Annotated in this window: 11 protein-coding genes and 1 riboswitch; of the genes, 2 read left to right on the top strand and 9 right to left on the bottom strand. The window is 43.3% G+C overall.

What is annotated here, in order from left to right:
- Positions 1-5: 5 nt before the first annotated feature.
- Positions 6-1,136, top strand: coding sequence for a 2-methylaconitate cis-trans isomerase PrpF family protein (locus ACP7A0_RS06540; protein WP_375566084.1), 1,131 nt, complete (start codon positions 6-8; stop codon positions 1,134-1,136).
- Between the two features lie 27 nt (positions 1,137-1,163).
- Here the strand turns inward: ACP7A0_RS06540 and ACP7A0_RS06535 are convergent, their stop codons facing one another.
- The 5 genes from ACP7A0_RS06535 to ACP7A0_RS06515 form a co-directional block, all read right to left on the bottom strand.
- Positions 1,164-1,883, bottom strand: coding sequence for a biotin--[acetyl-CoA-carboxylase] ligase (locus tag ACP7A0_RS06535; protein ID WP_375566086.1), 720 nt, complete (start codon positions 1,881-1,883; stop codon positions 1,164-1,166).
- Positions 1,884-1,961: 78 nt separating this feature from the next.
- Entirely contained in the window at positions 1,962-2,423 is a 462-nt protein-coding gene (locus ACP7A0_RS06530; protein WP_426004613.1) for an acyl-CoA thioesterase, read from the bottom strand.
- Between the two features lie 121 nt (positions 2,424-2,544).
- The gene (sdhB, locus tag ACP7A0_RS06525) at positions 2,545-3,309 is read right to left on the bottom strand and encodes a succinate dehydrogenase iron-sulfur subunit (protein ID WP_060596956.1); all 765 of its coding nucleotides are present in this window, start codon (positions 3,307-3,309) and stop codon (positions 2,545-2,547) included.
- A gap of 1 nt (position 3,310) precedes the next feature.
- A complete protein-coding gene (sdhA, locus tag ACP7A0_RS06520) occupies positions 3,311-5,071 on the bottom strand; it encodes a succinate dehydrogenase flavoprotein subunit (protein ID WP_012010817.1) in 1,761 nt (586 codons plus the stop codon).
- A gap of 37 nt (positions 5,072-5,108) precedes the next feature.
- Complete coding sequence (locus ACP7A0_RS06515) at positions 5,109-5,717, bottom strand: succinate dehydrogenase cytochrome b558 subunit (RefSeq protein WP_047945318.1); 609 nt, start codon at positions 5,715-5,717, stop codon at positions 5,109-5,111.
- A gap of 280 nt (positions 5,718-5,997) precedes the next feature.
- Between ACP7A0_RS06515 and ACP7A0_RS06510 the strand changes: the two genes are divergently transcribed.
- Positions 5,998-6,441 carry a YslB family protein gene (locus ACP7A0_RS06510; protein ID WP_034661763.1) on the top strand — a complete coding sequence of 148 codons (444 nt, stop codon included), beginning with the start codon at positions 5,998-6,000 and terminating at the stop codon, positions 6,439-6,441.
- A 166-nt stretch (positions 6,442-6,607) separates the two neighbouring features.
- On the opposite strand, the gene ACP7A0_RS06505 is transcribed toward ACP7A0_RS06510, so the two are convergent.
- From ACP7A0_RS06505 to ACP7A0_RS06490, 4 genes are all read right to left on the bottom strand, one after another.
- Positions 6,608-7,837, bottom strand: coding sequence for an aspartate kinase (locus tag ACP7A0_RS06505; RefSeq protein WP_060596957.1), 1,230 nt, complete (start codon positions 7,835-7,837; stop codon positions 6,608-6,610).
- Between the two features lie 140 nt (positions 7,838-7,977).
- A riboswitch (Lysine riboswitch) is annotated at positions 7,978-8,155 on the bottom strand.
- A gap of 63 nt (positions 8,156-8,218) precedes the next feature.
- Positions 8,219-9,991 carry an excinuclease ABC subunit UvrC gene (uvrC, locus tag ACP7A0_RS06500; RefSeq protein WP_426004610.1) on the bottom strand — a complete coding sequence of 591 codons (1,773 nt, stop codon included), beginning with the start codon at positions 9,989-9,991 and terminating at the stop codon, positions 8,219-8,221.
- A 139-nt stretch (positions 9,992-10,130) separates the two neighbouring features.
- Positions 10,131-10,445 carry a thioredoxin gene (trxA, locus tag ACP7A0_RS06495; RefSeq protein WP_007501629.1) on the bottom strand — a complete coding sequence of 105 codons (315 nt, stop codon included), beginning with the start codon at positions 10,443-10,445 and terminating at the stop codon, positions 10,131-10,133.
- A 245-nt stretch (positions 10,446-10,690) separates the two neighbouring features.
- Positions 10,691-12,169, bottom strand: a complete 1,479-nt coding sequence (locus ACP7A0_RS06490) for an alpha-N-arabinofuranosidase (protein ID WP_066030577.1) — start codon at positions 12,167-12,169, stop codon at positions 10,691-10,693.
- Positions 12,170-12,243: the final 74 nt, after the last annotated feature.

The following is a 12,243-nucleotide window of genomic DNA, read 5'->3' as shown; positions in this document are numbered from 1 at the left end:
GAGTAATGAGAAAAGTTCCAATCACAATCATGCGAGGCGGTACAAGTAAAGGGGTATTCATTCAAGCAAACAATGCACCATTTGAACACGATGAGCTCGAGGCATTTCTACTAGACATTATGGGCAGCCCTGACCGGTTGCAGGTCGATGGAATCGGCGGCGGTAATTCTTTAACAAGCAAAGTGGCCATTATCGATAAAGCCATCCGCCCAGATGTGGATGTGAACTATACATTTGCACAAGTCAGCATTAATGAGAGATTTGTCGACTTTAAAGGAAACTGTGGGAACATCTCATCAGCTGTTGGACCATATGCCATCATTAAAGGACTTGTTCAAGCGGTCGAGCCCATTACGACTGTACGTATCCTCAATACCAACACAAATAAAGTCATTACAGCAGAGGTCGAAGTCGAAAATGGAGAAGTAAAATTTGAGGGACAGGCAGAAATTCCAGGAGTAAAAGGGACAGGTTCTCCCATTTATTTATCTTTTGAAAATCCTGAAGGTGCTGTCACAGGTAAAACCTTTCCGACTGGAAACAAAATTGATACGATTCAAACAAAGTTTGGAGAGATTCCCATCTCGATTGTTGACATTGCAAATCCAATTGCCTTTATTCGTGCCAAAGATATTCAATTAAAAGGAACTGAATTGCCTGAAGAGTTTACAGACGAATTATTGGATGATTTAGAAGAAATTCGTTCTATCGCTGCTGAAATGTGTCACTTTGCACCAAAAGAAAAGGCGACATTACAGTCTCCAGCTGTTCCAAAGCTTGCGCTCATTAGCGAGCCTGCTGATTATGTAGATACTAATGGAATCTTGAGAAGAGCAGCCGATATGGACATCATCGTTCGTATGCTATCGATGCAAAGACCGCACCAAGCACTTGCCATTACCGGCTCTGTCTGCGTGACAGCCAGCTGTTTCTTGGATGAAACGCTTCCGGCTCAGCTGTTTAAAGGGCATGACGACACACTTCGTATTGGGCATCCTGCTGGTATTATGCAAACTGAAATTGACATCTCTCAAAACAGAGTCAAAGTCATTCGAACCGCAAGAGAAATTCTAGACGGGGTTGTCTTTACAAAACAAGACTATATCGTGCAGCCTCAGATCAAAAGAGAAGCCTAAAGCAGACGAGAACATCGTCTGCTTTTTTTAATGTTGAAGCGGGGCATCAATATCTCCAGCAGAATGAGCTTTTATCTGCCCTTTCTCATCTTTTAACTGGAGATGACCGTAGCGATTGACTCCGCAGCAAATGCCTTCTTCCCATGTTTGTTTTTCACGATCTAACGAAATGCGAAGGGGCTTGTTGAGACGATATAACCGTTTGTTATAGAGGGCAGTCAGTGCTTCAAACCCTTCATTCTGCCAGCGTGAATGGTATTTTTCAAAAGCCGCTGCCAGTTCTTTCACTAGCTGATCGGCTTTCACCTCTGTCAGCTCTGATAAGCAAATGGTTTTGTACGGGACATGCTCCGGCTTCGTCTCTACATTGATGCCAACACCGATATAAATGGAACTGCGGTCTGCTTCAATTAATGTGCCGGATACCTTTGCTTCATTAATGAGAATATCATTAGGCCATTTGATCGCCAGCTGATCCTCCGCTCTCATGAGTGGTTTCAGCACATCATAGATTGCTAGTGCTGTCAGCGGGGCGATCGTTGACTGGTTGGAGAGTTCTGCTGGCGGTAAGACTGTCATGGTCACCGCCACATTCCCTAAAGGTGTTTCCCACGGCCTGCCGAGTCTGCCTCTTCCTGCTGTCTGCTGGCGTGCATAGACAGCAAATGAGGGCTTTTCTCCTTGCTGCATGAGCCTTTTCGCTTCATTATTTGTACTATCAATGGTGTCATATTGAAAAATCTTCATGTGTTCTCCTCTTGTTTCTTGTTGATATGATGCTTTTATTATAACAAAATGAAGCGTGCATGTTGATGAGCCAGCATATTACTCATTTCGCTGCGCCTGAAACGTCTCTTTTTCTTCCTCTGTAAACGGGACAGATGCGCCTGTGTCTTTACTAATTTGCACCATGGTGACTGAGCCTGTAAAGCAAGGTTCCTGCTGCTCATTTTCTCCTAAATAATGAAGGATGAGTGAGCTTGATCCGACCTTTTCCGGCTTGACATACACACGAAGCCTCTCCCCAATCTCTACCTGCTTGATGTAATCACATTGCAGGTTTGCGACGACTGTCATGGTCTCTCTCACACGTTTCATCCGTTTATCAACAATTCCCGTCTTTTGAAAAAAGGCAATTCGTGCCTCTTCAAAATACACAAAAGGGGTGACATTGTTCATATGGCCAAACATATCCGTTTCTGAAAAACGAACGGTGGTTTCGACATAAAATCGAAAGGATGCCCTCCACTCTTCAAACGGTTCTTCAATATATGACGGAAATCTCACTTGATCATCTCCTTATTTGGAAACAAAACGCCTCTCCCGTATTGGAAGAGGCGTTTGTTTATATGTTGCATCCAGCCCCTTAAACACTCATCATAATTGGCAAAGAGGACTGAATGTGATGTTATTCTGCGTGATCGCTTCCGAAGAAGTTACGGAATGCTTGTAAAGTTGTATCTCGGTTAAGTGCTGCAATTGACGTTGTCAGCGGGATTCCTTTCGGACAAGCCTGCACACAGTTTTGGGAGTTCCCGCAGTTCGCAAGACCGCCGTCCCCCATAATTTCTTCTAGACGGTCAGACTTATTCATCGCACCTGTCGGATGTGCGTTAAATAAACGGACTTGTGAAAGCGGTGCAGGGCCCATAAAGGAAGACTTATCATTCACGTTTGGACAAGCTTCAAGGCAGACACCACATGTCATACATTTAGAAAGCTCATACGCCCATTGACGTTTTTTCTCAGGCATTCTTGGTCCAGGACCGAGATCATATGTGCCATCGATCGGTACCCATGCTTTCACCTTTTTCAAGGAATTGAACATCCGGCTTCTATCAACCTGCAAGTCTCTCACAACCGGGAATGTCTTCATCGGCTGAAGACGAATCGGCTGATCTAACTGATCGATGAGTGCTGTACATGACTGGCGCGGTGTTCCATTAATGACCATGGAACAAGCTCCGCACACCTCTTCAAGACAGTTCATATCCCAGTTAATCGCTGTTGTTTTTTCCCCTTGTTTATTGACCGGGTTCCGTCTTATTTCCATAAGGGCGGAAATGACGTTCATATTTGGGCGGTAAGGGATTTCGAATTCTTCATCATAAGGCTTTCCATCTGCTGTATCTTGACGTGTGATAATGAATTGAATCGTGTTTTTTTCACTCATCTTATTTCTCCACCTTTTTCTTCGAGTAATCTCGTTTACGAGGTGCAATTAACGATACATCGACGTCCTCATAGTGGAATGCAGGCTTTTGATTTTTCCCTTTGAACGTAGCCATCGTTGTTTTTAGGAATTCTTCATCGTTTCTCTCTGGGAAATCCGGTTTGTAGTGTGCGCCTCGGCTTTCATTCCGGTTGTATGCCCCGATCGTAATGACTCTTGCCAGCTGAAGCATGTTGTCAAGCTGACGTGTGAAGGCAGCGCCTTGGTTGCTCCATGAAGCTGTATCGTTGATGTTAATCTGCTTGTAGCGCTCCATTAATTCTTCGATCTTCTGATCTGTTTTTAAGAGTTTGTCATTGTAACGAACAACTGTGACGTTATCCGTCATCCATTCTCCAAGCTCTTTATGAAGCACGTATGCATTTTCTGTTCCGTCCATGCTGAGGATGTTGTCCCATTTCTCCTGCTCTTTCTTCACAGCGCTGTCAAATGTTGCAGAAGATAGGTCTTCCGCAGATTTTTCAAGGCCGCTAATGTACTTGACCGCATTTGGTCCAGCGACCATCCCGCCGTAAATCGCAGAAAGCAGTGAGTTTGCACCAAGTCTGTTTCCGCCGTGCATAGAGTAATCACATTCTCCGGCAGCGAATAGACCTTTGATATTCGTCATTTGATCATAATCAACCCATAATCCGCCCATTGAATAATGAACAGCAGGGAAAATTTTCATTGGAAGCTTACGCGGGTCATCACCCATGAACTTTTCATAGATTTCAATGATGCCGCCAAGTTTAATATCAAGTTCTTTTGGATCTTTATGAGAAAGATCGAGGTATACCATGTTCTCTCCGTTGATGCCAAGCTTTTGCTCGACACATACGTCGAAGATTTCACGCGTTGCGATATCACGCGGTACAAGGTTCCCGTATGCTGGGTATTTTTCTTCAAGGAAGTACCAAGGTTTCCCGTCTTTATATGTCCAAACACGTCCGCCTTCACCACGAGCCGATTCACTCATGAGACGAAGCTTGTCATCTCCAGGGATCGCTGTTGGGTGAATTTGAATGAATTCTCCATTTGCGTAATGAGCACCTTGCTGATAGACGATGGATGCAGCAGATCCAGTGTTGATCATCGAGTTCGTTGATTTACCGAACACAATTCCAGGACCACCAGTTGCCATGATCACTGCATCTGAACGGAAGGATTCAATTTCCATTGTCGTCAAGTTCTGCGCGACAATGCCTCGGCATACTTCCTCGTCATCTAACACAGCGCCAAGGAATTCCCAGCCTTCATATTTCGTGACAAGCCCTGCTACTTCATAGCGGCGAACCTGCTCATCTAGTGCATATAATAGCTGCTGACCTGTTGTAGCTCCAGCAAATGCTGTACGGTGGTGCTGTGTTCCCCCGAAGCGGCGGAAGTCCAGTAATCCCTCTGGTGTTCTGTTAAACATGACACCCATCCGATCAAGTAAGTGGATAATGGACGGCGCTGCTTCACACATTGCCTTTACTGGCGGCTGGTTCGCTAAGAAATCTCCGCCATACACCGTGTCATCAAAATGCTCATAAGGTGAATCCCCTTCACCTTTTGTATTGACCGCTCCGTTGATTCCGCCCTGTGCACAGACAGAATGCGAACGTTTCACAGGTACGATTGAAAATAGTTTAACAGCTGTTCCCGCTTCTGCTGCTTTGATAGTTGCCATGAGACCAGCTAAGCCGCCTCCGACAACGATGATGCTAGAATTACTCATTGTAGCCCCTCTCCCTCTTCTACTAATCTATTTCCTCTTAAACAAAAGCGAAAATTGCTCTTAGCCCTACATATGAAAGCGCTATAAATATACCTAATGTCACATATGTGGAGATTCTTTGTGAGCGTGGTGAAACAGTAATTCCCCAGCTGACAGCAAATGACCACAAGCCATTAGCAAAGTGGAAAATAGTAGATAAAACGCCGACAATATAGAAGCCTAGCATAAATGGAGAGCTTAAAATATTCGCCATCATGTCATAGTTCACTTCAGCTCCAAGCTGAGCTTGAATTCGTGTTTCCCATACGTGCCAAGTGACAAAAATTAATGTGATGATACCTGAAATCCTTTGCAGTCTGAACAACCAGTTTCTTAAGTAACTGAAGCGAGACGTGTTGTTTTGTGCCGTAAAGGCTATGTACACCCCATAAACAGCATGATAGATCAGTGGTAAGAAAATCACGAACAGCTCAAGTGCATATCTGAATGGAAGCTGTTCCATAAAGTGTGCAGCTTTGTTAAACGCCTCTGGTCCATTCGTCGCAAAGTGGTTAATCACTAAGTGCTGTACTAAAAATAGACCGACCGGAATGACGCCAAGCAAAGAATGCAATCTCCGATAAAAAAATTCTTTGTTCCCCGACATTACTTTACCCCCTAGTAAAAAGTGCAATTGCTGAAAATTGTCTTACCCCCGCTTCTTTCAATTGTAAGCACTTTATTCAAATTTATTGACAATTTCATTTTACTCCTATGTCAAAAAAGCGTCAAGAAACCGCGTACATAAATTAAAATTTTCCGAAATTTAAAAGTTTTAAATCAAAATTCGTTTTACTACAATAAGAATTTCTTAGACTTCAGGGAAAACTCTGTCATCATATGCTTACATAAGCTATAATAAATTGTTGAAAGAGGGGAGCCGTACAATGAATAAATTCGAATCTAACTTAGAACAGCTAAAAGAAATTGAAGTCAATGGATTTGCCTACGAGCTGATACGCGAAGTTCTGCTGCCTGATATTTTGGGTCAGGATCATTCATCTATGATGTATTTTGCGGGTAAACTGCTTGCTCGTAAATTTCCTCAAGAGTCATGGGAGAAGATCCCCGAATTTTTCCATGATGCCGGATGGGGAACGCTCACGATGGTCCATTCGAAAAAACAGGAAATTGAGTTTGAGCTCGAAGGTCCACTTGTATCAAATCGAATCACCTATCAAAAGGAGCCATGCTTTCAGATGGAAGCAGGTTTTATTGCTGAACAAATCCAGCTTCTCAACGAGCACGTGGCTGAATCTTATGAACAAGTGAAAAAGCGTGCTGATAAAGTCATTTTAACCGTTAAATGGGATTTAAGAGACCCTAGCTAACACTCTTTATGAAAGGCGCGGACTTCAGGTCACGCCTTTTTGTTTGCCTTCTTCTATCATAGCATACTTAGTGAATGGGTTTACGCACGTTTTCCTTTCTTGTATGCGGCGGTTTCGAATATAAAAAAGAGGAGCACTCTTTTAAGAGATACACCTCCCTGCCTGTTTAAGAATGGGCAGCTACCTTTGATAAATCAAACGCATCATGCAGCGCTTCAACTGCTTTGACCATATCATCTCGGCCAACCACTGTTGAGACTTTGATTTCAGACGTACTGACCATTTTCACTTGTATGTCTTTTTCCGCTAACACAGCGAACATTTCAGCGGCTACTCCTGGATTTGAGACCATACCAGATCCAACGATAGATACTTTGGCTAATTTACTTTCTGTCTCGATCTGCTCGTAGCCAAGCGCTCCTTTATACTCTTCTAATACTTCAACTGTTTTGGACAAATCATCCGTTTTCACAGAGAAAGAGATGGACGTCTGATTGGTGCTTGTGACGGACTGAATGATGATATCGACATTGATATTTTGCTTCGCAAGCGTCGTAAAGATGGTCGACAATGTGGTGAGGCCGCTTGAAAGACCGCACACCGTCACGCGTGTAATCTGATCCTCAAATGCAATGCCTCTGACGACTAAATTTTGTTCCATGGATGATTCCTCCTCAATTAACGTACCCGATTCATTTTCAATACTAGAACGGACTTCTAGTGGGACTTGATAATTTTTTGCAAATTCAACAGCTCTCGGATGCAAGACGCCAGCTCCTAAATTAGCCAGTTCGAGCATCTCATCGTATGAAATACCTGCAAGTTTCCGCGCGGATGGTACATAACGCGGATCTGTCGTAAACACTCCTGGTACATCTGTGTAAATATCACATTTATCAGCCTTTAATGCGGCAGCAAGTGCCACAGCCGTTGTATCTGATCCACCGCGTCCAAGTGTTGTGATATGTAAGTCATCTGCAATTCCTTGGAAGCCAGCTACAACAACGACTTTCCCCGCACTTAATTCCTCTTTTATTCTTGATTCATCAATATCCACGATTCTTGCGTTACCATGTACTTGCTCTGTTTTCATACCAGCCTGCCAGCCTGTAAAGGAAATGGCATCATAGCCTTTTGCTTGCAGCGCCATCGTTAATAAGGAAATGGTCACTTGCTCTCCAGTTGCGAGCAGCATATCCATTTCTCTTTTGCTTGGATGATCTGTGAGTTCTTTCGCTAGGTCTACTAGAACATCCGTAGATTTACCCATTGCCGACACAACCACAACCACATCATGTCCGGCCTCGCGTTCAGCGATGACTCTCTCTGCGGCATTGCGAATTTTTTCTGTTGATCCAACGGACGTTCCGCCAAATTTTTGTACAATTAGTCCCATGTCTACCACCCTTTTTCAAAAGATCACGTGTGAGAGAAGAGGCAAGAAGCGGCTTTGGAGACTGCCTGCTCACTGCAAATAAAAAAGCAATGAGAGAACAGATCTCCCATTGCTTTAAAATCATCATTAAACGATGCAAACAATGAGATAGCCCTCCAAGAAATATATTCTTGACAGCCCTACATTTCTTCAATGTACAGCCAGCGAATAAAATGAGTGGATTTTATTCACTTCGGCGACGCTCCCCTTTCAGCCCTCTTCCTAGATCCCATCGATCTCTGAAGGCTTACTCTTGAAGTTCGCACCTCTATCTTCAACAAACAACACGTTCATTTATTAAATTTAGTCACAATCTTAACAGACTTTTGGAAAAAGTACAATCTATTTTTTTAATGCTTCCATTAAAAGTTCGGCCGTCTGTTTCGGGATGCCAGCCTCCTGAAAGTCTTGGATAGAGGCTTCTTTCATCTTTTTCACAGAGCCAAAATGTTTAAGAAGCTGTTTTTTACGCTTTTCTCCGATACCTGGTACATCGTCTAAAATAGATTGAAATGCATTTTTTCCGCGCAGCTGCCGGTGAAAGCTAATAGCGAACCGGTGCACTTCATCTTGAATGCGCTGCAATAAATAGAAGGCCTGGCTATTCCGCTCCAGCGCAACAATTTCAAGTGTATCTCCCATCATGAGATTCGAAGTTCTGTGTTTTTCATCTTTCACAAGACCTGCCACTGGGACAGACAGATTCAATTCATTTTCAAGCACATCTATCGCTGCATTGATCTGTCCCTTTCCTCCGTCAATTAAAATTAAATCTGGCAGCGGCAGCTCATCCTTTAACACGCGGGTATATCGCCTTCTAATGACTTCACGCATCGATGCATAATCATCTGGCCCTGTGACGGTTTTAATTTTGTATTTTCGGTATTCCTTTTTATACGGCTTCCCGTCCTGAAAGACGACCATGGCAGAAACCGGGTCTGCACCTTGAATATTCGAGTTATCAAATGCTTCAATCCGGTACGGCATATAAATATTTAGTGCATCCCCAAGCTGCTTCACCGCACCAATGGACCGCTCTTCATCACGCTCAATGAGCGAAAATTTTTCTTTTAAGGCGATTTTGGCATTTTGATGGGCAAGTAAAAGCAAATCCTTTTTCTTTCCTTTTTTCGGCTGATGAACGTTCGTCTCGAGCAATTGTTCAATCATCTCTTGATCTACGCTGTCTGGCACCAAAATTTCCTTCGGCAGAAAGTGATTGTTCTTTGCATAAAATTGCCCCATAAACGTGAGGAACTCTTCCTCAGGGTCTTGATACATAGGAAATAGGCTGACATCGCGTTCAATCAATTTCCCCTGCCTGATGAAGAAGACCTGGACACACATCCAGCCCTTGTCATAGGCATATGCAAAGACATCTCGATCTGATAAATCGCTCATCGTCATTTTCTGCTTTTCCATCGTTGAGTCGATGTAAGCGATTTGGTCTCTCAGTTCTTTTGCCCGTTCAAACTCTAATTGTTCGGCGGCTTCCTGCATCTTTTCGTTTAGTTCTTTTTTGATTTGCTGATGCCCTCCGTTTAGAAACCTTGTGATTTCGTCCACGAGCTGCTTATTCGTTTCTTGAGAAATGTCATATACGCACGGCGCGAGACATTGTCCAAGATGATAATATAGACAGACGCGATCAGGAAGGGTTGCACATTTTCTCAGTGGATATAAACGGTCGAGTAGCTTCTTCGTTTCTCTGGCTGCTTGTACGTTCGGGTATGGTCCGAAATATTTCCCTTTGTCCTTTTTCACATTGCGGGTGACGATCAGCTTAGGATGCCGTTCATTCGTAATTTTAATAAAAGGATACGTTTTGTCATCCTTAAGCATGACGTTGTATTTTGGGTCGTATTTTTTGATTAAATTTAGCTCTAAAATGAGTGCCTCGATATTAGAAGAGGTGACAATGTATTCAAAGTCCTCAATTTCACTGACAAGCCGCTGCGTTTTGGCGTCATGAGATCCCGTGAAATAAGAGCGCACTCTATTTTTTAAGACCTTTGCCTTTCCCACATAAATGACTGTATTTTGTCGATCTTTCATTAAGTAGCAGCCTGGTTGATCTGGCAAGACCGATAGCTTTTCTTTGATCAGTTTGTTCATATTTTCATCCGTCCTTGTTTTCCTCTTTCACTCCTTCTAGTGTATCACGAACATTTGTTTTATACCATGTTGAAAGAAAAGCGGCTCTCGTCTTTACGAGAACCGCTTCAGTGAGTATGCCACTCGGGCATAGACAGGTTTATAGATGTTTGTTGACAAGTTCAGCAAGTGCTTCTTTTGGTTTGAAACCAACAGATGTTTCTACCACTTCACCGTCTTTTAAAACAAGAAGTGTTGGGATACTCATCACGCCGTATTTACCAGCAGTTTCTTGGTTATCGTCTACATCAATTTTTACAATTTTCATTTTGTCGCCCATTTCTTGATCAAGTTCTTCAAGAACTGGAGCAATCATTTTACATGGTCCGCACCATGGTGCCCAAAAGTCCGCAAGAACAACACCTTCTGCAGTTTCTTGTGAAAATGTTGCGTCAGTCGCTTTTACGATTGCCATTATTCATTCCTCCAATGTAAATTATGCTTTTTAGTATAGCATCTACCAATGTGACTTGCGAATGAAATGCTTACGAATCATTTTTTATGAAATGAATTAAAAAACAAACCGTACAATCGCACCAATGACAACAATTGCACCGATAATCATGAGAATCGTTCTAAGCATATAAATAACTCCCTTTCCGCTTCATTTACAATGTATGATGCCCCAACATCCTGCTCATCAAACATCTAAATATGCGATCAAGCCAGATCGACCGTGATCATCACCACCGACATTGGCGGCAGATCTATGGTCAATTCACCGGGTTTTACAGCAAATTGCTGAAACTCTGCTGGCTGGACAGCATGAGGATCGTCAAATGTGTTGTGCGCATTCATGCGGTCCGCTGTCAGCACGCGGCCCGTGACTTTCGTTTGAGCATCCAAACCTTCAATGGCAAGGGATACTTCGTTTTGTTCATGCGGATTCAGGTGACAGAAGCTAATATGCATCTTATCTGACGAACGCGAAGCTGACACACTAACCTGAGGTATTTTTTCTCCTCTGCGTTCATAAGGCGTTGACACAAACTCCACTTCAAGTGCTTCTTCCTCTTGATGCACTTGAAACATGTGAAACACATGATACGTAGGCGTTAGGAGCATCTTTTCGTCTTCCGTTAACACCATTGCTTGCAGAACATTGACCGTCTGGGCAATATTCGCCATATGAATCCGCTGGCAATGACGATGAAATATATGAAAATGCAGAGCACAAACAAGGGCGTCTCTTAGTGTGTTCTGCTGATACAAAAACCCAGGATTTGTCCCTGGCTCTGGGTCATACCATGTTCCCCATTCATCAATAATCATCCCGATTCGCTTGTCTGGATCATAACGATCCATGATCTCTCCATGATCCACGACAAGCCGTTCCATCTCATAGGCTTTTTTCAACGTGATAAACCATTCATCCTCATCAAATTCAGTCGCTGACCCTTTTTTCTCCCATGTACCGGGTACAGTGTAGTAATGCAAACTGAGTCCATCCATCCAAGGTGCGGCCCGCTCCATTAATACTTTTGTCCAATTCACGTCATTTGAATTTGCGCCGCACGCGATTTTGTATATCGTCTGACCCGCAAACTCTCTCACATACGTTTGATAACGTTTATATAAATCAGCATAGTATTCAGGCGTCATATTCCCGCCGCAGCCCCAGCTTTCATTGCCTACACCAACATAGGTCAGCTTCCAAGGTTCTTGTTTTCCATTTTGAATACGCCAATCAGACATAGGTGTTCCCTTTGGAAATGTAATATACTCGACCCATTCTGCTAATTCTTGAACAGACCCGCTTCCCACATTCCCGCAAATATAAGGCTCACATTCAAGCAGCTCACACAATTTCATAAATTCATGCGTACCAAATGCATTGGATTCAACCGTGCCGCCCCAATGAGTGTTCACCATCGGTTTTCGTTCACTGAGATCACCTACACCATTTGCCCAATGATACTCGTCTGCGAAGCAGCCGCCTGGCCACCTAAGCACCGGAATATGTAATGCTTGAAGAGCCTTTAGCACATCCGTACGAATCCCCTCAATATGATCAATCGCTGAATCTTTTCCTACCCAAATCCCGTCATAAATCCCTCTTCCTAAATGCTCTTGAAAGTGTCCATAAATGTGTTTAGAAATACGTCCGATCACGTCATTGACTTTTACTGTCCCCTTCACTTGTCAACCGCTCCTTTGTTTATTGATTACATACAAAAAAACCCAGAATACCTAGGCATTCTGAGTGTATGAGC

Source organism: Bacillus sp. DWP3-1 (assembly GCF_049896565.1).
GTDB lineage: Bacteria > Bacillota > Bacilli > Bacillales > Bacillaceae > Bacillus.
The sequence above is the reverse complement of the archived record's forward strand: the minus strand, read 5'-3'. Positions and strand labels throughout refer to the sequence as shown.

What these genes read in the sequence shown, in the direction of transcription:
- sdhB (WP_060596956.1), bottom strand. Translation starts at nt 3,309, where the DNA reads ATGAGTGAAAAAAACACGATTCAATTCATTATCACACGTCAAGATACA.
- ACP7A0_RS06510 (WP_034661763.1), top strand. Translation starts at nt 5,998, where the DNA reads ATGAATAAATTCGAATCTAACTTAGAACAGCTAAAAGAAATTGAAGTC.
- ACP7A0_RS06505 (WP_060596957.1), bottom strand. Translation starts at nt 7,837, where the DNA reads ATGGGACTAATTGTACAAAAATTTGGCGGAACGTCCGTTGGATCAACA.
- uvrC (WP_426004610.1), bottom strand. Translation starts at nt 9,991, where the DNA reads ATGAACAAACTGATCAAAGAAAAGCTATCGGTCTTGCCAGATCAACCA.
- ACP7A0_RS06540 (WP_375566084.1), top strand. Translation starts at nt 6, where the DNA reads ATGAGAAAAGTTCCAATCACAATCATGCGAGGCGGTACAAGTAAAGGG.
- trxA (WP_007501629.1), bottom strand. Translation starts at nt 10,445, where the DNA reads ATGGCAATCGTAAAAGCGACTGACGCAACATTTTCACAAGAAACTGCA.
- ACP7A0_RS06515 (WP_047945318.1), bottom strand. Translation starts at nt 5,717, where the DNA reads ATGTCGGGGAACAAAGAATTTTTTTATCGGAGATTGCATTCTTTGCTT.
- ACP7A0_RS06535 (WP_375566086.1), bottom strand. Translation starts at nt 1,883, where the DNA reads ATGAAGATTTTTCAATATGACACCATTGATAGTACAAATAATGAAGCG.
- sdhA (WP_012010817.1), bottom strand. Translation starts at nt 5,071, where the DNA reads ATGAGTAATTCTAGCATCATCGTTGTCGGAGGCGGCTTAGCTGGTCTC.